Source organism: Virgibacillus halodenitrificans (genome assembly GCF_001878675.1).
Lineage (GTDB): Bacteria > Bacillota > Bacilli > Bacillales > Amphibacillaceae > Virgibacillus_Q > Virgibacillus_Q halodenitrificans.
Window position 1 is genome coordinate 2,099,786 of the sequence record NZ_CP017962.1, and the last position, 20,936, is coordinate 2,120,721.

At 37.4% G+C, this 20,936-nt stretch carries 22 protein-coding genes; 3 read left to right on the top strand and 19 right to left on the bottom strand.

Translation table 11 applies throughout. From position 1 onward, the window contains the following. Positions 1 to 158 precede the first annotated feature (158 nt). On the top strand, positions 159 to 383 hold the full coding sequence (locus BME96_RS11015) for a DUF1128 domain-containing protein (protein WP_019376501.1): 225 nt from the start codon (positions 159 to 161) through the stop codon (positions 381 to 383). A 119-nt stretch (positions 384 to 502) separates the two neighbouring features. Here the strand turns inward: BME96_RS11015 and rnc are convergent, their stop codons facing one another. The 9 genes from rnc to sdaAB all read right to left on the bottom strand — a co-directional run bounded on the left by rnc (position 503) and on the right by sdaAB (position 8,569). Continuing rightward, positions 503 to 1,186, bottom strand: a complete 684-nt coding sequence (gene rnc, locus BME96_RS11020) for a ribonuclease III (protein ID WP_019376502.1) — start codon at positions 1,184 to 1,186, stop codon at positions 503 to 505. A gap of 106 nt (positions 1,187 to 1,292) precedes the next feature. Continuing rightward, positions 1,293 to 1,526, bottom strand: a complete 234-nt coding sequence (locus BME96_RS11025; protein WP_026041346.1) for an acyl carrier protein — start codon at positions 1,524 to 1,526, stop codon at positions 1,293 to 1,295. Between the two features lie 47 nt (positions 1,527 to 1,573). Continuing rightward, complete coding sequence (gene fabG, locus BME96_RS11030; protein ID WP_019376504.1) at positions 1,574 to 2,314, bottom strand: 3-oxoacyl-[acyl-carrier-protein] reductase; 741 nt, start codon at positions 2,312 to 2,314, stop codon at positions 1,574 to 1,576. Continuing rightward, positions 2,314 to 3,252 carry an ACP S-malonyltransferase gene (gene fabD / locus BME96_RS11035; RefSeq protein ID WP_060680813.1) on the bottom strand — a complete coding sequence of 313 codons (939 nt, stop codon included), beginning with the start codon at positions 3,250 to 3,252 and terminating at the stop codon, positions 2,314 to 2,316. The genes fabG and fabD overlap by 1 nt, the downstream gene beginning before the upstream one ends. After that, the gene (plsX, locus tag BME96_RS11040; RefSeq protein ID WP_019376506.1) at positions 3,249 to 4,256 is read right to left on the bottom strand and encodes a phosphate acyltransferase PlsX; all 1,008 of its coding nucleotides are present in this window, start codon (positions 4,254 to 4,256) and stop codon (positions 3,249 to 3,251) included. The genes fabD and plsX overlap by 4 nt, the downstream gene beginning before the upstream one ends. Further along, entirely contained in the window at positions 4,240 to 4,830 is a 591-nt protein-coding gene (fapR, locus tag BME96_RS11045; RefSeq protein ID WP_060680811.1) for a transcription factor FapR, read from the bottom strand. The genes plsX and fapR overlap by 17 nt, the downstream gene beginning before the upstream one ends. Positions 4,831 to 4,955: 125 nt before the next feature. Beyond that, positions 4,956 to 6,989: an ATP-dependent DNA helicase RecG gene (gene recG / locus BME96_RS11050; protein WP_071649080.1), complete on the bottom strand. Its 2,034-nt coding sequence runs from the start codon at positions 6,987 to 6,989 to the stop codon at positions 4,956 to 4,958. Between the two features lie 14 nt (positions 6,990 to 7,003). Continuing rightward, on the bottom strand, positions 7,004 to 7,879 hold the full coding sequence (sdaAA, locus tag BME96_RS11055; RefSeq protein ID WP_060680809.1) for an L-serine ammonia-lyase, iron-sulfur-dependent, subunit alpha: 876 nt from the start codon (positions 7,877 to 7,879) through the stop codon (positions 7,004 to 7,006). A 27-nt stretch (positions 7,880 to 7,906) separates the two neighbouring features. Further along, on the bottom strand, positions 7,907 to 8,569 hold the full coding sequence (sdaAB, locus tag BME96_RS11060; protein ID WP_019376510.1) for an L-serine ammonia-lyase, iron-sulfur-dependent subunit beta: 663 nt from the start codon (positions 8,567 to 8,569) through the stop codon (positions 7,907 to 7,909). A gap of 158 nt (positions 8,570 to 8,727) precedes the next feature. Here sdaAB and BME96_RS11065 point away from each other — a divergent pair, with 158 nt between their 5' ends. Next, the gene (locus BME96_RS11065) at positions 8,728 to 9,990 is read left to right on the top strand and encodes an NCS2 family permease (protein WP_071649081.1); all 1,263 of its coding nucleotides are present in this window, start codon (positions 8,728 to 8,730) and stop codon (positions 9,988 to 9,990) included. Positions 9,991 to 10,019: 29 nt separating this feature from the next. On the opposite strand, the gene BME96_RS11070 is transcribed toward BME96_RS11065, so the two are convergent. Further along, positions 10,020 to 11,678: a DAK2 domain-containing protein gene (locus BME96_RS11070; protein ID WP_060680806.1), complete on the bottom strand. Its 1,659-nt coding sequence runs from the start codon at positions 11,676 to 11,678 to the stop codon at positions 10,020 to 10,022. 198 nt (positions 11,679 to 11,876) lie between these two features. Next, on the bottom strand, positions 11,877 to 12,239 hold the full coding sequence (locus tag BME96_RS11075) for an Asp23/Gls24 family envelope stress response protein (RefSeq protein WP_019376513.1): 363 nt from the start codon (positions 12,237 to 12,239) through the stop codon (positions 11,877 to 11,879). 386 nt (positions 12,240 to 12,625) lie between these two features. Here BME96_RS11075 and rpmB point away from each other — a divergent pair, with 386 nt between their 5' ends. After that, positions 12,626 to 12,814 (top strand): 50S ribosomal protein L28, encoded by a 189-nt coding sequence (gene rpmB / locus BME96_RS11080; protein WP_019376514.1) that lies wholly within the window; start codon positions 12,626 to 12,628, stop codon positions 12,812 to 12,814. A 647-nt stretch (positions 12,815 to 13,461) separates the two neighbouring features. On the opposite strand, the gene spoVM is transcribed toward rpmB, so the two are convergent. The 8 genes from spoVM to fmt form a co-directional block, all read right to left on the bottom strand. Beyond that, positions 13,462 to 13,542 carry a stage V sporulation protein SpoVM gene (gene spoVM / locus BME96_RS11085; RefSeq protein ID WP_019376515.1) on the bottom strand — a complete coding sequence of 27 codons (81 nt, stop codon included), beginning with the start codon at positions 13,540 to 13,542 and terminating at the stop codon, positions 13,462 to 13,464. Between the two features lie 30 nt (positions 13,543 to 13,572). Continuing rightward, entirely contained in the window at positions 13,573 to 14,226 is a 654-nt protein-coding gene (locus tag BME96_RS11090) for a thiamine diphosphokinase (RefSeq protein WP_060680804.1), read from the bottom strand. A gap of 7 nt (positions 14,227 to 14,233) precedes the next feature. Beyond that, entirely contained in the window at positions 14,234 to 14,890 is a 657-nt protein-coding gene (gene rpe, locus BME96_RS11095; protein ID WP_060680802.1) for a ribulose-phosphate 3-epimerase, read from the bottom strand. Between the two features lie 2 nt (positions 14,891 to 14,892). Further along, positions 14,893 to 15,774, bottom strand: coding sequence for a ribosome small subunit-dependent GTPase A (rsgA, locus tag BME96_RS11100; protein WP_019376518.1), 882 nt, complete (start codon positions 15,772 to 15,774; stop codon positions 14,893 to 14,895). Beyond that, entirely contained in the window at positions 15,775 to 17,805 is a 2,031-nt protein-coding gene (gene pknB, locus BME96_RS11105; protein WP_019376519.1) for a Stk1 family PASTA domain-containing Ser/Thr kinase, read from the bottom strand. Next, positions 17,799 to 18,560: a Stp1/IreP family PP2C-type Ser/Thr phosphatase gene (locus BME96_RS11110; protein ID WP_060680800.1), complete on the bottom strand. Its 762-nt coding sequence runs from the start codon at positions 18,558 to 18,560 to the stop codon at positions 17,799 to 17,801. The genes pknB and BME96_RS11110 overlap by 7 nt, the downstream gene beginning before the upstream one ends. A gap of 75 nt (positions 18,561 to 18,635) precedes the next feature. Then, on the bottom strand, positions 18,636 to 19,985 hold the full coding sequence (rsmB, locus tag BME96_RS11115) for a 16S rRNA (cytosine(967)-C(5))-methyltransferase RsmB (RefSeq protein ID WP_019376521.1): 1,350 nt from the start codon (positions 19,983 to 19,985) through the stop codon (positions 18,636 to 18,638). Beyond that, entirely contained in the window at positions 19,986 to 20,927 is a 942-nt protein-coding gene (gene fmt, locus BME96_RS11120) for a methionyl-tRNA formyltransferase (protein ID WP_060680798.1), read from the bottom strand. It abuts the gene before it with no gap. Positions 20,928 to 20,936: the final 9 nt, after the last annotated feature.

Sequence of the window (20,936 nt, forward strand, 5' to 3'; positions counted from 1 at the left end):
ACATTTCTCCTACAAATTATAAGACGAAATAAGTCTCATATTAAATTTCTTTAGAAACAATTTGGCTTTTTAACGCATTTATTTTATCATAAACATAGTAACAAAAGAAGTAGCGTAAACGTTGTTATTCTAGTAATAAGATATTAAGAGGTGTTAATATGACATTGGATCAAGCAACAGAGGAAAACTTAAAAATACTCTTGGATGAATTGGCCGATCGTTTAGGGGTTGTAAATCGCTCGATAATGGACCCTAAAGACTATGATTTGGCAAAGTACGATGAACTGAAAATGATGCATGATATGATCGTACAAAAAGGGCACTTAAGCGCTTCAGAAACACAAGCTTTTATCGAAGAGCTGCGATCAGTTCGCAAGAGTTAACGATAGAAAACAGGCTGTAATAACAGCCTGTTTTCTATGTTCTATTAAAAAATGCTGAGAGACGAATTATTTCGTAAAACTTCACTTTTTATAGCAGAAATGCTGGGAACTAGAGATGATTAAGAATTAAATTTATCCAAAGCTGTTTTAGCAGCTCTTTGTTCCGCTTCTTTCTTGGTTCTACCAACACCCATTCCTGAATCTTTTTCTTTAATCAGCACTTGAGCAACAAATTCTTTGTTATGAGACGGACCTCTTTCTTCAATAATTTTATACTCAACCGTTTGATCTTTGTATTGCTGTACCAATTCCTGCAATTGACTCTTATAATCCATCGCATGCGAAAAAGCACCTGTTTTAATTTTTGGAAAAACATATTTCTCTAGAAATTCCATTGCCACTAAAAAGCCTTTATCCAAATACAAAGCACCTAAAAATGCTTCAAAAACGTCTGCTAGTAATGCAGGCCTATCTCTTCCACCTGTTTGTTCTTCTCCTTTACCCAATAATATATATTGGCCAAAGTTTAAGTCCCTCGCAAAGTTCATAAGAGAGGCTTCACAAACAATAGAAGCACGCAATTTGGTCATTTCTCCTTCAGGCATCATGGTATTTTTTTTGTATAAATACTGAGAAACACCTAATTCCAACACAGCATCCCCTAAAAATTCCAACCGTTCATTATCTGAGAATGCTTCTTTTCGATGCTCATTCACATAAGATGAATGTGTAAAGGCTTGTCTTAACAGCTTTAGGTCATCGAACTTAATTTCAAGCTGATCTTCTAAATGTTTAACATCCATTTATGCCACCCTCAATCATTATAAATATACGGAAAGTCCCGCAAATGCGAGACTCTCAAAAAGTAAGATGCTATATAGGCCTTTTGTGAAACTGAAGAATCAACACCTATTGTAAACTATTTATGTAGTTTACAGCATCACCTACTGTATTAATTTTTTCAGCTTCTTCATCAGCGATTTCCATGTCAAACTCATCTTCAAGCTCCATAACAAGTTCAACAACGTCTAATGAATCTGCATCAAGATCATCTTTAAAAGATGCCTCCATAGTTACTTTTTCTTCTTCTACGTCAAGACGATCTATGATAATTGTTTTAACACGATCAAATACGTCTGCCATCATGCTTCACCTCCTTTCAAGTAAAGGTGGTCCTTTTCATTTTTAAACTACATTACCATACCACCATCTATATGAATAGTTTGTCCAGTAATATAGTTAGCGTCCTCCGATGCAAGGAAGCGCACTACCTTTGCAACATCCTCAGGTTCTCCCAATTTTGCAAGTGGAATCATATCAAGCATGTCTTTACGTTGTTCTTCCGTAAGTGCATTTGTCATATCGGTCGAAATAAAACCAGGTGCAATAGCATTGACAAGTATGTTACGTGAAGCCAATTCCTTTGCAGTAGTTTTTGTCAAGCCAATCACACCCGCTTTAGCTGCAACATAATTAGCTTGTCCCGGGTTTCCACTTACGCCAACAATAGAAGAAACATTAATAATTCTACCAGCCTTTTGCTTCATCATTTGTCTTGTTACAGCTTTGGTGCAGACAAACACACCTTTTAGATTTGTATTAATAACCTGATCAAATTCCTCTTCCTTCATCCGCATAAGTAGATTATCCCTTGTTATCCCTGCATTATTCACTAAAATATCCAAGCTGTTAAACTGATCGACAACTTGCTTTATCATTTGTTTAACTTCTGCTTCATTAGACACATCTGCTTTTACTTTAAATGATTTCACACCTAATTCTTCAATTTCTTCAACAACGGACTGAGCTTTTTCCTCATTACCAGAAAAGTTCACGGCAACGTTAGCACCTTGTTTCGCCAGCTCTAAAGCAATTGCTCTGCCAATACCTCGAGATGAGCCTGTTACAAGAGCACTTTTACCTTTCAACATTATGCTTCCCCCTTATACCAAGTAACAAATTCCTGCAATGATTCTTTATCCTGTACTGCGAACGTTTTTGCTTGTTTATCTATCTTTCTAACTAAGCCACTTAAGACTTTGCCATTTCCGACCTCAACAAAGGCATCAACACCTGCTTCTATCATTTTGCGTATTGATTCTTCAAAGCGAACGGGTGAATATAGTTGCTTAATAAGCAATTCCTTCATTCTCTGATGTTCTGTAACTGGCGAAGCAGAAACATTTGCATATACAGGTATGCTCGTGTCCGAGAAGTGTACTTCATTTAAATGATTAGAAAACTTCTCGTTTGCAGATTTCATTAATCTGGAATGGAAAGGTCCACTAACATTTAGTGGCATTACTCGTTTTGCTCCATTTGCTTTTAATACTTCTGTCGCCTCTTCAATGCCTTCTTTTGAGCCTGAAATAACTATTTGACCAGGGCAATTTAAATTTGCTATATCAACTATTTCATCCTCTACTTCATTTAAGCAATCTTGAATTTTCTCTTCATTCATCCCAAGTACAGCAGCCATGGTTCCCTGACCTTTAGGAAAAGCCTCTTCCATTAATTTTCCTCGAGTTGCTACAAGCGGAAGTGCTTCTTCTAATGAAATTGCACCAGCGGCTACTAATGCGCTATATTCTCCCAGACTGTGTCCTACTGTCATAACAGGCTGAATTTCTTCTTCGATCAATAATGTATGCACAGCGATACTGGATAGTAATAACGCTGGTTGAGTATTTTCTGTTTCGGTAAGTATCTCTTTCGGCCCTTCAAACATTATTTTTGTAATATCTTTTTTCAGTAAACTATTAGCTTCATCATACAATTCTCTAATTTTCTGGTATTCATTATAAAATGATTGGCCCATTCCTACAGCTTGTGACCCTTGACCGGGAAACATGAAAGCTACCTTTTTCAATTTTCTTCCTCCTTGCTGTTTTCCATTGATTCTACAGTTTCCTTAATGGTATCAGTCACATGATGTTCCACCATATGACAAGCTTGTTTTATAGCATTATATACTGCTCTGCGATTGGAAGACCCATGAGCTTTGATCACAGGAGAGCTTAATCCAAATAGACCAGCACCACCATATTCGGAATAATCGAGCTTACTTTTTAGCCCCTTTAAGTCATTCTTTACCATTCCTGCAGCGAGTTTTGTTTTTAAAGAAGTCATAAAGGTTCCTTTTAACATAGAAAACATTGTCTCTGCCGTACCCTCAATTGTTTTCAAAGCAATATTCCCACTAAACCCATCAGTTATTACTACATCTGCTGCACCATTTAAAATATCGCGTGCCTCTACATTTCCAATAAAATTAATAGGCGCTTCCTGAAGTAAAACAAATGCTTTTTTAGCAAGATCATTACCTTTTCCGTCTTCTGTCCCTACGTTTAATAAGCCTACAGTAGGATTAGAAATAGAGCGAACCTTCTGGGTATAAATGGAACCCATAATTGCATATTGCATTAGATGATGTGGCTTCGCATCTACATTTGCACCCACATCTAACATTAAAAATCCTTTTCCGTCAATAGTAGGTAGTGTTGGACTCAATGCAGGACGATCAATACCAGGAATTCTTCCAACAACGAATAATCCAGCACTCATTAGAGCACCTGTATTACCTGCAGAAATACAGGCATCGGCTTTGTTATCCTTAACTGCTTGTGCCATTAGAACAAGAGAAGCATTTTTTTTCCGCTTTACCGCTCGGACGGGCTCATCTTCACCCGTAATTCTTTCCGTTGTATGAACTATCTCTAAATTCGTATGATTACTCACATATTGTTTGATTTTCTTTTCATCACCAAATAAAGTGATTTGTAGATTTTCAATTTGGGCCAAAGCATCCATAGCACCAAGAACTATTTCTTTGGGTGCATGATCCCCTCCCATTGCATCAATTGCCAGTCTCATTAATTTCTACTCCTTTTCCGCTTGAATGGTACATTTGGAAAGTACCCATGAAGACCTTTTCCTCACCTACAAAACTGTTTACATGAACAACGGTTAATCCTTTACTGTTATTTCCCTCAACTATTGCCTTTGCAATTACCCTTTCGCCTTCCCGAACCTGTCTTGTAAATTTCAGTTGGGTTTTAGAAGTTAGAGCCAGTTCATCGTTAATAACAGCAACGGCCAATGAATTAGCTTGTGCAAACAGATGATGTCCCCTCGCTATTTTGTTTCGGGAAAACACATGCTCTTCACGGATGTCCAATATGGAAATAGCTCGTTTATCCAACTCCAAATCAATGATTTCACCAATAACCTCTTCTAATGGTAGAGCCTTTACTGTTTCATTCCATTGATCAGTTGCTACTGATTTGATTCGTTGTCGCAGTTCCGGAATAGAAAGCTCCAGTCTGTCCAAACGAATTGTCTGGATGCTAACCGAGAACTTTTTAGCTAGATCTTCGTCAGTAATAAAAGGTGTTTCGTCTATTGTTTTTTTTAATAAATTTTGGCGTTCGGCTTTTGTTCGTTTCATTAATGGCACCGTCCATATTACTAATATTGTCGATTATCTATAATAAAAAAATAGAAAAACAAAAATTTATGACTTGGTCCTAATAGTAATATATAATACCATATTTATTTATGCAAGTATCCCATTTAATCTAATTTATCTTCAATAAAGGAATTTTCTTCAAGATAACATTTAAGTTGATAGTAGTCCTCTTTTGTTTCTAACAAGTTCAAATCAATAATTTCCGCTGCATCCTTCCTTGCGGTTTCCAGGGCACGGTAATCATGTACCATGTCAGCAACTTTAAATTCAGGTATTCCGCTTTGTTTTTTTCCAAAAAAGTCCCCCGGTCCTCTCAATTTCAAGTCTTGTTCGGATAACTCAAAGCCATTTGTTGTTTCTGTCATGATCCGCATCCTCTCTTTTCCTACTTCGCCCTTTGGATCGGATATTAAAATACAATAACTTTGGCTTTTTCCTCTACCGACTCGCCCTCGTAGCTGGTGCAGTTGTGAGAGACCAAAGCGTTCAGCATCATAAATAACCATAATAGTTGCATTTGGAACATTTACACCTACTTCGACTACAGTAGTTGATACAAGGATCTGAATTTCATTCGCTGCAAACTTCTTCATGACAGTATCTTTTTCTTCGTTACTTAGCCTTCCATGCATTAACCCTACCTCAATGGATGGAAGGTAATATTCATTAAGCTGATGATAAAGGTCTACTGCATTCTGGATATCCAGCTTATCCGACTCTTCAATAAGCGGGCAAATAACATAGGCTTGTTCCCCCTGCATTACATGTTTTTGCATAAATTCCAGTACACGTTCTATCGTATTTTCCTTTGTCCAGTACGTTTCTACTGCCTTTCTACCAACAGGCATCTCATCAATAACAGATACGTCCATGTCCCCAAATGCAGTTATTGCTAGTGTTCGAGGAATAGGTGTGGCCGTCATAAACAAAACATCCGGCAGCAGTCCTTTATCTCTTAATGCTCTTCTTTGCTCCACTCCAAAACGGTGCTGTTCATCTACTATTGCAAAGCCCAAGTCATGGAATCGAACATCATCCTGAATCAGAGCATGAGTTCCCACGACAATATGTATTTCATCACGCTCAATAGCTGCAACTAGTTCCTTTCTCTTCTTTCCTTTAACAGACCCTGTTAGCAATCCAATTTTCGCTTTGTCACCAAATAGTTCTTGCAATGATTGAAAGTGTTGTTCAGCTAAAATTTCTGTTGGTACCATAAGGGCCCCTTGCTTACCTGCTGTCACAGATGCGTAAAGGCAAATGGCAGCCACAGCTGTTTTACCGGACCCGACATCCCCCTGGAGAAGGCGATTCATTCGAAATGGAGACTTCATATCAGCTAAAATCTGTTTCAATGCTTTATTTTGTGCCTCAGTTAATGAAAAAGGAAACAGTTGTATGAATTCTTGTATTTTTTGAGGGTCATACTGTTGTTGATTTCCCTGGGTAGCTTCTCTTTTATATTTTCGCAGCAACTGCATTTTTAATTGAAATATTAGAAATTCCTCATAAACAAAACGTCGCCTGGCATGCTTTAAAGCTTTTCGATTGGGAGGAAAATGCATTACTTCATAAGCGTTTCTACGAGTTGGCAACTTATACTGGTTTAGAAATTGTTCTGGCAATAACTCAGGTATTTCCTTACCATACCCATTTATTGCAGATTGAATGGTTTTTCTTAATTTAGCATTGGTAACTTTTCCTTTCACAGAATACACCGGTTGAATTTTGGCGTGGACATCGGCTGGTCCCGTCTTATAATTACTCACTGTAATCTGCAGTCTATGAGTATCCCATTTCCCTGTCAATGTGACAATTTCTCCTGCATGGATATGCTTCTTAGCAAAAGCTCGATTAAACATTACTGCTTTTATAGCAATATTTTCAACTTCTATCGTGAAAGTTAATCTTGATTTCTTTTTTCCATAAAAAGTAAGGGAAGGCTCGTGCACAACCCTTCCCTCAATCGTCACTTTATCCTCATGAATCAATTCACTAAGTGGCTTAACTTCAAAAAAATCATATTTATATGGAAAATAATTAAATAAATTCTCGACAGTAGAAATGCCCATGATCTCCAGGTCTTCGGCGAATTTCTCACCTACACCTTTTATATTCGTTACTTCTTTGTTTAACAAGCGAATCACTCTTCCTACATTGACATTCCAAATATTTTTTCTTTTAGCAACCGTCCTGTTGGTGTATCAGCCAATCCACCCTCACCAGTCTCCCTTAGACTTGACGGCATCTGTTTGCCAATTCGATACATAGCACCAATGACCTCGTCACATGGAATCCGGCTTGTTACACCTGCTAATGCCATATCTGCGGATACAATAGCTAAAGAAGAACCAGCTGCGTTTCGTTTTACACATGGAACTTCTACTAAACCCGCCACAGGATCACAAACTAACCCAAGCATGTTTTTTAATGTCATTGCAAATGCTTCTGCAGATTGTTGAGGTGTCCCTCCTGCCATTTCGACTATTGCAGCAGACGCCATAGCTCCAGCTGAGCCAACTTCGGCTTGGCATCCGCCTGCTGCACCAGAGATAAATGCATTATTTGCCACTACAAAGCCAAAGGCTCCTGAAGTAAACAAATAACGAATCATTTGCTCACGTGTAGGATTCAATTGATTTTTAACAGCAAATAATGTACCTGGTACACAGCCGGCACTTCCTGCTGTAGGAGTGGCACAGATGGTCCCCATAGCAGCATTCACTTCATTTGTCCCCATTGCTTTGCTAACTGCATCCAGCAGCAGGTTTCCTGATAAGGGAGTTTTTTCTTGCATATATTTTTGAATTAACACTGCATCTCCACCCGTTAAACCTGTTACGGATTGGACTCCCTGCAACGCATCTTCAATTGCTTTTTCCATTACCTCAAGGTTTCTTTCCATTTCGGAAAACACTTCACTGCGTGTTTTTTCTTTTACATCCATTTCCTGACGGATCATCACTTCAGAAATTTGTATCTTCTCTTTTTCTGCCATTTCCACAAGTTCTTTTACTGTTCGAAACATTTATTAAAACCCCTCTCTTTTTCCTGCCTAGCTAACAAGTTTGGAAATCTGAATTATGTGATCAGCGCTTTGGAGTTCCTCTAGTACCCCATCTTCTACATTTTGGTCAACCTCAATTACCATAAGTGCTTCCTTACCCACATCTTTACGATTAACCTCCATATGTCCAATGTTAATTTCATGCTTGGCAAGAATTTTGGTCACAGAAGCTATTGCTCCGAACCTGTCGTTATGCATTATTAATATAGCAGGATGGTTTCCTGATAATCGTAACTCAAAACCATTTAATTCCGTAATCTCTACCTTACCTCCGCCAATTGAAATACCTATAAGTTCGATAGATTCTTCTTTGTCCCCAATGATTAGTCGTGCAGTATTTGGATGATCAACTGCAGAGCTATCTTCAATAAATTCGATTTCCAATTGGTTTTCCTTTGCAATATCTAGTGCTTTACTCATTCGTGGATCGTCCGTTTCAAATCCAAGCAGACCTCCAGCCAGAGCGAAATCTGTTCCATGCCCTTTATAAGTTTTGGCAAATGACTCATATAGATAGATTTTAGCCCAGGAAGGCTGTTTTCCCAAAAGGTTTCTAGCAGCTTTCCCAATTCTAGCTGCACCTGCTGTATGTGAACTGGAGGGACCTATCATTACCGGTCCAATAATATCAAAAACTGAATTATATTTCATAAATAGCCACCGCCTATTTAAACTATTAATTTTTCATTCATTGTAAAGTATATCAAAAAAGTTTATAATTATCATTCGTGGATTATATGTTTTATTTGTATATTACAAGAAACATAATCGGGTGGGAGAGGGACAAAAACGAAATATGAGGAGTTTTCATGCCTTTTAAGAATTTTGATGTTCGTAAAGAGGTATTAGCTGGGCTAATTGGCTACCTAACCACAATGTATATTATTGTAGTTAACGGGTCCATCTTAAATGAAGCCGGATTACCTTTAGAGAGTGGGATGATGGCCACTATTCTTGCCAGTTTTGTTGGCACCTTATGTATGGGGGTAATAGGACGATTGCCTCTAATTTTAATACCTGGCATGGGGATTAATGCGCTTTTTGCATACTCCATTGTAGAAGGATCAGGATTATCGTTTGAAGAAGGCTTGGCTGTTGTACTTGTAGCTTCCGTGCTGTTTTTAATTACGGCATTCACTAAAATTGGTATTATATTAAAAGAAGCTATACCTGACTCATTAAAACATGCGATATCAGTGGGCCTTGGCTTTTTCCTTATACTCATCGGACTTGAAAAAAGTGGTCTGGTTGTAAGCGGAAGTAATACAATAATAGCCATTGGTGATTTTTCCTCACCGACAGTGATTGCGAGTCTTTTGACGCTTTTCCTGGCAATATTTTTATTTATTAAGAATGTGCCTGCTAATTTTCTGCTAACCATGATATTAGGAACGGTGATAGCATATTTTTTAGGGATCATTTCACCAAAGAACGGTACCTCAATGAGTTTAAATATAGGGGAGCTCATACATTTACCAGCTTTTTCAGCTGTTGATAGTTTATCATTTTGGCTTGCGGTATTTCCTTTAGTAATGATTCTTGTTTTTGAAAATATGGGGTTATTACATGGTCAACTTCATATGCTAAAACGTGATGAGAGCTACAGTAAGGCTTATCAACTAACGGCTTTTTCAACACTTACATGTGCATTTATTGGCACTTCTCCTACAGTTTCAGCTGCAGAGAATGCTGCTGTTATTGCATCAAAGGGAAAAACTGGTCTAACAGCGGTAACAGCTAGTATTTTATTTTTACTAACTATCTTTGTTATTCCATATATAACAGTGATTCCAGCTACTGCTATAAGTCCAATTCTAATCATTGTTGGGGTAATCATGGTGCAAAATATTAAAGAAATTCCTTTAAACGATTTATCTGAAGCATTACCTGCGTTTCTGATCATAGCCATGATCCCTTTCACGTATAGCATAGCTGATGGTATGGCATTTGGCTTTATTGCATATCCTATTGTAAAAATAGCTATAGGAAAACAAAAAGAACTAACCATGTCTTTAGTCATAATCTCAGCTTTATTTATATTAGATTTTGCAATGAAAGTTATTGGTATATAAAAATAGTCGCCTCAAAAGAGGCGACTATTTTATTCTACTGACAAAATATAGGAGTAAATTGGTTGGTTACCTTTGTGCACTTCTATTTCAATATCTTCATAAGCTTCTTCTACATATTTTACTAGTGTATTAAGCTCTTCGTCTTTTACATCTTCACCTTGCAGAATTGTCAGGATTTCATCTTCCTCGCCAATCATTTCCTTCAGAAGAAGTTTCACAGTCTCAAAATGATCCTGATTCGTTGAGGTTATTTTACCGTCTAAAATCCCCATGAAGTGACCATTTTCTATTGTAATTCCATCAATTTGTGTATCACGTACAGCATACGTAACTTGTCCAGTTTTAACATGCTGTCTGGCTTCGTTCATTGTTTCCTTATTCATGTCAATGTCGGCTTCCGGATGGAAAGCAAGCATGGCACTTATACCTTGAGGAATTGTCTTCGTTGGAACAACTCGTACCTCTTCGTCAGCTAATTCAGCTGCCTGATCTGCTGCCATTATTATATTCTTATTATTAGGTAAGATCAGTACTTGTTTAGCATTTGCCTGTTTAATTGCATCCGTTATATCCTTAGTACTTGGGTTCATTGTTTGACCGCCTTCGATAACTACGGTCGCTCCTAAACTTTCAAGCAACTCTTTTAAGCCCTTACCCATAGCAACAGTTACAATTGCATACTCGGATTTTTCTTTAGGTGTTTCTTTTTTATTCTTTCCTACAATTGCCGTATGTTGCTCTCGCATATTTTCTATTTTCATATTAATCAAGCTGCCATATTGCTGACCCAGGGTCAAACATGCTCCAGGGTATTCTGCATGAATATGAACTTTAACTATTTCATCGTCGGAAACAACTAATAATGAATCTCCATGCTCACTTAATTCATTTCGGAATGCTTCTTCACTAAATGGATTTTCCGAAGTTTTTTCTTCCTCAAACTTCACCATAAATTCCGTGCAATAACCAAATTCAATTTCAGAGGTGTCCATAAAATCCTGAGTAATTTTATGGTGCTCTGCGTTTACCATGTCTTCCATATCAATATCTGCATTATTCTCTGGTAATTTCTCACCTTTTAAAGAAGCCAAAAATCCTTCATAGATCGTAACAAGTCCTTGCCCACCTGAGTCAACTACTCCTACTTCTTTTAAGACTGGTAATAATTCTGGTGTACGCTTTAGTGAGGCTTTCGCTTCTTCAACTACTATTTCCATTAATTCAACAATATTATTTAATGAACCTGAATGCTCTCTTGCTGCAGAAGCTGCATCCTTTGCCACAGTCAAAATAGTTCCTTCAACAGGTTTCATTACAGCTTTATATGCTGCTGTAACACCACTTTCGAAAGCAACTGCTAAGTCCTCTACAGTTACGGTTTCTTTTTTCTCCAGACCTTTAGAAAAACCGCGAAATATTTGTGATAAAATCACTCCAGAATTCCCTCTTGCGCCCATTAACAAACCCTTGGCAAAGGCATCAGCTACAATAGAAATACTATTACTGTCTTGTTTCTTTACTTCAGACGCACCAGATGTAATAGATAAATTCATGTTTGTGCCGGTATCCCCATCAGGAACCGGGAAAACATTCAAAGCATCAATTTTTTGAGCATTGTTTGACAAATGATGAGCTCCCGAAAGCACCATCTGTGCAAAGGTAATGCCATCTAACTTTTGTATAGTCACCATATTTCCTCCTCTAAAGCAACAAAGCTAACGCTTATTTGATAAATATGTATTTTTTTTAATATCTAAGCCTCATATAGGACCATTGTTCCCGCAACATCTTTGCGGGATTACCACGGCCCCAGGCTTCTTCCTATTGGGTAATTACTGCACTGTTTATAATTCTCTTCCGAATCTAAATTCGTTAAACTAAAAATTTTAATCCTTAGCTACTCTTACTCCCTGAATGTAAATATTTACTGAGTCAATAGATAATCCTAGGGATTGACTTAAAATATATTTCACTTGTGATTGAACATTATGAGCAACCTCTGAAATTTTCGTTCCATAACTAACAATAATATACATATCTATATGCAACTTGTCATTCTCTTGCCGAACTACTACTCCTTTTGAGAAGTTTTCTTTTCTAAGGATTTCTGCAATACCATCTCTAATTTGACTTTTAGACGCCATGCCAACAATGCCATAACATTCAACTGCTGCTCCGCCAGCAATGGTGGAAATAACATCGTTTGTTATCGTTACATGACCATCATTTGTATTTAATTCAATGGACATAATAATCCTCCTTTAACAAAATTAGTCAAGAACCTCTTAACTTCAATTGAGTTAATTCTTAACTTGAGCTCCAGAATTAACTTACATCTGTTAAGCAAAGGTTTAAAACATGCTGATTATCAAACATAAGTCACCATCAAATTATAACTTGTTCCTCATATTTTGGTGTTTCATTTTCTTGATATAAGAATATTTTACTACATGCATGATAATATTAAAAGTGAGTAAATGCTATCCATTTTACCCCTTTTAACAATGAACGATACACTTTATTCTGTCAAGTGATTTTTCTTTATATTAACGCATTTAGTAATTGCAATATCTGTCTAGTTATGGTAAATTGTATAAGTATTAATTGACACATGCTAGAGAGTAGGAGGGATAACATGGCTAGAAAATGTGTTGTTACTGGACGTAAAACTCGTACTGGGAATCAACGTTCTCACGCGATGAATTCCAATAAGCGTAGTTGGAAAGCTAATGTACAAAAAGTACGTATAATGGTAGATGGTAAGCCGAAACGTGTTTATGTTTCTGCACGTGCACTTAAATCAGGTAAAGTAGAACGCGTATAATATACCAGAGCATACAACTTAACATTAGTTATAGTCAAGAAAGCACCCATCATATACATGATACACGGGTGCTTTTTTTGATGTTCTAATATATATTGGATTATCCAATAATTCGCAAAATAGATATATTACGAAGTAACTTGTGGTGGATGGAGTAATTCATTATAAAGAAAAAGTACCCATTGATTTACGTTTCAGGCGGACGCTTTCACACCTCCGGGTACAAGTGCGACGTAATCTCGCAGTGTCTTCTTCGCCGCCCGACATGGCCTCATCGCTTTCTCCGACTTCGACAGATAGGTTGTACACCACCATTTGTAGTAGACCTTTTTTGATTGTGTAAATATTTATCGTAAACGCTGTACAACTGATAGATAATCCAGTTCATATTATACTTGAAATAGTTAGAGAATAATATGACTATGTTACATCAAGATATATTTTTAGAGCCTTAATTAAGACTCTAAACGAAAAAAGCTTTTGCCATATATGACAAAAGCTTTTTTCCAGGACATAAGAAGGTTATAAAATTAGAGACTTTAAAATATTTTTGCCAGCAAGAGCTTTTTCCAGCTCGTGCGTCTCCCTCTCCAGACCTTAAGCTTTTCTATAGTTTGTCGGGGGTAAGCATGACGACGCAATTGTTTTTAATCTTTTTTGAAGGTGCCAATTATTACCCTCACAAATCCACCGATAAACCTTGGGAGCTTAATAGTATAAAATTTCATGAGTTCGCCCTCCTCTTTTACAAACAAAGCTTACTTCTGAATCGTGTCACGACTCTTTACTAGTAATAGTATGCCTTCTTCATAAGAAAAAGTACCATTTTTTCCAATAAGCTTGTTAGAGATACAGAGTGTAGAACCCCATGTAATATCTTGTTTTGTAAGTGGATAGTAAAAACCTGTCAGCGATAGTCCTTTTACTACCTTCGTATATGGAATAAAAGAAACCGTTGGGTAATATGCATCTGCAGATATTTTATGAGTTCCAGGCATAGTAAGCTCAAGTACATTATTTTTATCAATAATGCTCCCTTTTATATTGTTGCATACAATTTTATACAATAGTTGAATATTTACTAATTCATGATCTAGTCTTCCCCCGGTAACTCCAAATAGCAATATACATTGAGGCTGTAACGAAAAAGCCTTTAGAAGGGCAAGCTCGAGATCTGTTTCATCCTTTTCGGAAGGGTATTCCTCAAATTCGTTACAGTAATCTTTGATTATTCCCCTCTCTTCTTCAGTTGTAGAATCAAAGTCACCAATAGCGTAATCTACTGGTACTTTTTGTCGGATCAATTCTATTGAACCTCTGTCTGCTCCAATCCAAATATCAACATCATTTTTATAGATTTGAAGATCTGGATAGGTATGGGGACTGTTCCCTATAATTGCTATTGTCCGCATAATTTATCTACCCCTTTATTGCATCCCTTATCTCCTTAATTGCTAGTTTTCTGTCTTGCTTATTAAAAATTGCACTCCCTGCTACTAATACATCAGCACCTGCATCTGTACAAAGTTTTGCAGTGCTTGAATTAACTCCTCCGTCTACTTCAATCTCGAATGACAGATTCTTTTCATTTCTCCACTGTGCCAGTAGTTTGATTTTTTCTAGCATTCCATGGATAAAAGATTGACCGCCAAACCCTGGATTAACAGTCATTACAAGAACCATATCCACATCAGATAAAATAGGGAGTAAGAATTCAGCAGGTGTTGCCGGATTAATAACTACACCAGCTTTCACTCCATTGTCTTTGATAAGTTGAATCGTACGGTGTAAATGTTTAGAAACTTCTTGATGGACAGTTATAATATTAGCCCCTGCTTGCGCAAATGCAGGAATATAACGATCAGGGTCGTTGATCATTAGATGAACATCTAATGGCAGTTCAGTAACTGGTCTAATTGCTTCTGTTACTAAAGGGCCTATTGTAATATTTGGCACAAAATGCCCGTCCATTACATCTACATGAATATAATCCGCACCGGCTTGCTCTACTTCCTGAATTTCTGATCCTAAATTCGCAAAATTTGCTGATAAAATAGATGGTGCAATCTTAGTCATAGTTAATACCTCGGCTTTCTTGTTTTAATCTCTTCAAAGAACCGGAGATAATGTTCATAGCGGTAGAGGGGGACCTTGCCGATTTCCACTGCATTTTTCACTGCACATTTAGGCTCTTTGTGATGTAAACACCCCCGAAATTTACACTGGTCCTGTAATTCTCTCATTTCTGGAAAGCAAGCTGATAACCTCTCCAACTCAATTTCACCAAAATCCAATGAACTAAACCCTGGAGTGTCAGCTACCAGCCCGCCATGGACTTCTATTAGCTCTACATGTCGAGTCGTGTGCTTACCTCTTCCCAAACTCGAAGAAATTTCACCTGTTTTTAAGGTAAGAGAAGGATTTAAAGCGTTAAGTAAAGATGACTTCCCTACCCCGGACTGCCCTGCAAATACAGTTACCTTGTCACGGAAATAGTGGCCTAACTCCGGGATCTCCTCTGGGTATTTAGAAGAAACCATTTCAACTTCATATCCAATATTATTATAATCCTTTTTAAATTCTTCTATTTTTGCTGAACTTTCTCCCTTAACTGTGTCAATTTTAGTTATAAAAATAACTGGCCTTATACCCTTTGCTTCTATTAAGACAAGAAATCGGTCTAATAATGTTGTACTAAAATCAGGTTCTTTAGCGGAGCTCAAAATAATTGCTTGATTAATATTAGCTATTGGGGGCCTGACTAGTTCATTTTCTCTTTGTTTAATATCTGTTATATATCCCTCATTATGTTCATTCGGTTCGAAAGTGACAAAATCTCCTACCAGCGGAGTTATCTTTTTATTACGAAAAACTCCTCTTCCTCTGCATTGAAAAACACTCTCTCCAGCCTGTACATAGTAAAAGCCACTTAGTGCTTTAATTATTCTTCCCTCTGCCATTTATTCACCTTCTTTGTACGGAACTGTTTTATTTATAATAATATCGTCATCTCTCATAATTAAATACTCCGCTTCTTCTCCTGGTGCTATAACTAAAGTAATTGTATCTTCATAGTCTTCTGTTATTGTTTCTTCTTTATAAACATTAGAAATATCATTCTCTGCATCGTCCACATAAATTTTCACTGTCTGTTCTTGCTGTTCCTCGCCTTCCTCATTTTTTTCAGGTTTGAACGGGACTGTAAAAGTTACAGATCTTGAAACAGGAGGTTTTTCTTCGGGGCCTGTGGATATATATACAGTTACAGAAGACCCCTCTTCGATTTCAGAACCTGCAGCAGGTTCTTGATTGATCACTTGCCCTTCAGGGATACTTTCATCATGCTTTTCTTCACGATTAAAAACCATTTTCATACTCTCAAGGTACTTCTTTGCTTCCTCTTCTGTATCTCCAGATAAATCTTTTAGTGCTACCCTTTCAGGCCCACTGCTTATCTCAAATATTACCTTTGTTTCACTTGGCACCACTTCTTGTCCAGGTGTTGGTTGGATTTGGTTGATTATTTCACCAACTGGCTTATCAGAAGGTTTTTCATAGTCAATTACTTGTTCATATTCACTCTCCAACAGCCGTTTAATTTGGTCAAAATCTCTCCCAATATAATCAGGAAAACTTATCTTTTCCTTACCTTGACTTATATAAAGGGTTATTTCGGTCTCCTCTTTTACAGTTTTGCCCGGTTTTGGATCTGTCCTGACTATATGACCTTCCTCTATCTCCTCGGAAAACATTTCTTCTTTCTTCACTTGGAGATTAATTTTGGCCAACTCTTCTTCCGCTTCTTCCTCTGACATATTAATCACATCAGGTACTGTTACGTCCTTGGGCTGAAGAAGATCTGGTAAAAAGAACAATGCCAGAATCCCTGAAGCCAGGAGAATAAACAAAATTATACTGATGCCTAACCACTTTTTCTTCTTGTTTTTTTTCTTCTTTTTGTCTTTACTTTTTTGTTTCTTTGGTTTTGTATTTTTCTTACCAACTTTTCCTTTTTCAATACCAATCATTTGTTTCGTTGGTACCGTATCATCTCTTACTAACGTATCTTGATTGGAAGACTGTTGAAGCTGATCATCCGTAATAATCGGGATAGCTTTAGTCTCTTCACCAGCTTCTAGAGGCGGGGCAAACATTTCTTCATTTAATTTATCTGGGTCGAGAGCTGATTCCAAAGCTATTTCCATGTCATAAACTGTTTCATATCGATGAAATGGATCTTTAGCAGTAGCTTTTAAGACAATGTTTTCAACACTTTGTGGGACATCTGGATTGAATCTTTTCACAGAGGGCGTATCGCTCTGTAAATGCTTTAAAGCAATAGATACAGGGGATTGGCCCGAAAACGGCAGTCTACCTGTTAATAGCTCAAACAACACAATCCCAATCGAGTATATATCTGATTTCTTGGTAGCCATGCCTCCTCTTGCTTGTTCAGGAGAAAGATAATGTACAGAACCTAATATGGAATTTGTTTGGGTGAGAGAAGTAGCACTCAAAGCAATGGCAATCCCAAAATCAGTAACCTTCACTTGACCATATGTATTTATTAATATATTTTGAGGCTTAATATCTCGATGAACAATGTCATTTGCATGGGCGTGAGATATTGCCGCAGTAATCTGTTTCATAATATCCAAGGTTTCATGAACATCCAAGGGACCGTAACGTTGGATGTATTCCTTTAACGTCATCCCATCTACATATTCCATAACCATATACAAAATATTGTCTTCCTCGCCAACATCATATATATTGACAATATTAGGATGTGATAGGCTTGTCGCTGATTGAGCCTCCCTGTCGAAACGCGCAATAAACTCTTCATCATTTGCATATTCAAGACGTAATACTTTAATTGCTACATCTCGCTCTAGAATAAAGTCTCTGGCCAGATAAACATTTGCCATGCCACCCCCACCGATTGTCTCTTTAATCTGGTAGCGTTCGTTTAAAAGGTGGCCATTTAACATAATGTTTCACCAACTTCCACTGAATTGGTATCTTTAACAATTACCAGTGAAATATTATCTTCGCCACCACGTTCATTGGCAAGTTCTATCATTTCTTCTCCAATTTGACAAATATCCTTAGAAGAACTCAGAAATTCACCAAGTTCAAGATCTGTTACCTTGTTTATTAAACCATCGGAACACAATATAAGTATATTATCATTTTGCCACTCCAGGGAACGTACAGATGGGGCTATATCCTCCTCCGTACCAAGTGCCTTAAGCAACACATTTTTGCGTGGATGATATTCCGCCTCTTCCTTTGTAATTTGGCCTGAGCGTACTAACTCATTTACTAATGAATGGTCCTCTGTCATTTGTCTTAAAATATTATCATGTAATAAATAGCACCGGCTATCGCCGATATGGGCTATAGTCATAAATTCCTTTGTGCAGATAGTGATTACTACTGTTGTGCCCATCCCTCTACATTCTTCCTTTTCGATTGCTTTCTTATAAATAGATTTGTTAATGTCTGAGATAGCGCGTGATACCCAATCTTCCGCTTCCTGAGGAGAGGTAAGTTTATCACATTGTTCCCACTTTTCTTTTAATAAACCAGTGGCCATCTGGCTTGCCACGTCGCCCGCCTGATGTCCGCCCATGCCATCTGCTATAATTGCGAGAAGCTGTTTTGAGGAGCTATAAAAAACACCACCGGAGTCTTCATTATGATTCCTAACCTGACCTTTATCTGTTAGAAATTGTCCTTCCATCCTTTCACCTCTTTAAACTTCAGGTTTATTTACTACAATTATGACATACTTTTTAATTAAAATGTAATTGTTCTATTATGTTGTTCTTATTAAACGGGTTAAAAAGAAACCATCGGTATTGTAGTTCTGTGGAAATAATTGAAATCCATATTGCGAAATCCCTTCAGATTCGCGTACCGAGTTTGGTAAATCAGAAAAGAACTCCGTATCCACATGAAAATCTACATGCTCACTTAAAAATTTTTTAACTACATTTTCATTTTCTTCGGCATCCACTGTGCAGGTACTATAAATTAACAATCCGTTTCGCTTTAGCAACGGAGCTACACTATTTAGTATAGATAATTGAATTTCCGCTAACCTTTCAACATCCTCTTCTGCTTTATGATACTTTATTTCAGGCTTTCCACGTATAACTCCTAGACCAGAGCAAGGTGCGTCAACTAAAATTCGATCAAAGGTTTCCAGTTCATATTGTTCTTGCAGCTGTCTAGCATCAGCCTGAGACGTATTAACTATATCTAATTGTAATTGTTCAGCTTTTTGGTCAATTAGTTTTGTCTTCTTTTTATGCAGGTCATGTGCATAGATAGTTCCTTTATTTTCCATTTTTTCGGCAATATGCGTTACTTTCCCTCCGGGTGCACTGCAAGCATCTAAAACAGTCATGCCTGGAATAACATTCAGCATTTCTGCAGCCAACATGGAACTTTGATCCTGTATGGTAACGTAACCTTGCTTGAATAGATCTGTTTGTAAGATGTTCCCTTTTATTATAACAATTCCTTGTTTGGAAAGCGTTGAAGCTTGAACCTCAAATCCCTGGTCAGTAAGAATGCGTATTGCTTCATCACGATTTATTCTCAGAGGTTGTATACGTACGGCTGTTAGTTTGCGAGTAACATTGGTTTCACACATCGCCTTTGTTGTTTCATAGCCATAGGTCCCTATCCAACGCTTGACAAGCCACTCAGGATGACTGGTTTCTACTGAAATCCTTAAGGCTGGGTCCTGTATCTCCTCTGTATCAGGTACTCCTTGTCGTTGTATATTTCGTAATACCCCATTGACAAAGGAAGAAATTCCTCGATGTCCTCGTCGCTTTGCAATTTCAACAGCTTCATGGATAATAGCGTGATCTGGTATTCTATCCAAAAAAACCATTTGATATAAGGACATTCTCAAAAGTGCTTTTACCCAAAAATCGAGTTTCTTTTTCGAATCTACAAATTTTGAAAGAAAATAATCTAGAGTGATCTGGCGTTGAAGTGTACCATATACAATTTCTGTAAGCAATCCCTCATCCTTTGGGTTGAGCTTTTTGGATTTAAGCTCTTGATTTATGAGAAGATGGCTAAAACTTTGATCCTTTTCTATTCTCAGAAGTATTTCTAATACTGCATTTCTTAATTGATAATTACTCATTTAATGACCCAACACCTTACCTTGTTTAATTCGATCCACCGAACCTTGCAAATATTCTTTTACTGACATTCTTTTCTTGCCTGCCGGCTGAACCTCAGTAACTTTTATGCCTTTATTATCCCCACAAACTACAATAAAAGCTTCGTCATCTATTTTCGATATAATTTCACCTGGTTGCCCTTGATATATTGTCTCATCCATCTGAGCCCACCAAATCTTCATTATTTTCCCTTCATAGGTAGTAAAAGCTACTGGCCATGGATGCAAGCCACGAATATGGTTGTATATTTCCCTGCTTCCTTTCGTCCAGTCAATTTTTTCTTGCTCTCTTGTTATATTCCTTGCAAAAGTAGCATTAGCTTCTTTCTGTTTAATTGGTGTTAATTCATTTGAGAATAAACGTGGTAAGCATTCTACTAATAACTTTGCACCCGTTTGTGATAATTTATCATGCATAGATCCAACATGATCTTTCTCTTCTATAACTACAGAGCGTTGCATTAATATATCACCAGCATCCAATTTTTCTGCCATGTACATAATAGTAATACCAGTTTCTTCTTTTCCCTGCATAATTGCATAATGGATTGGTGCACCCCCTCGTAATTCAGGAAGCAAAGACGCATGAACATTGATACACCCAAACTTCGGTGCATCCAACAAAGCTTTCGGTAATATTTGACCATAGGCTGCTGTTACAATCAAATCTGGTTGATAATCCAGTATAGTTTCATAATCGTTCCTTAGCTTTTCCGGCTGAAATACAGGAATACCATATTTCTCTGCTTCTGTCTTTACTGGTGGGGGAGTGATGACCCTTTTTCTGCCTTTGGGTCTGTCCGGTTGGGATACAACCAGAACTACCTCATACTCTGAATTTATAACTGACTTTAAAACAGGTACTGAAAAATCAGGAGTACCCATAAAAACTATACGTTTCATATTTAACCT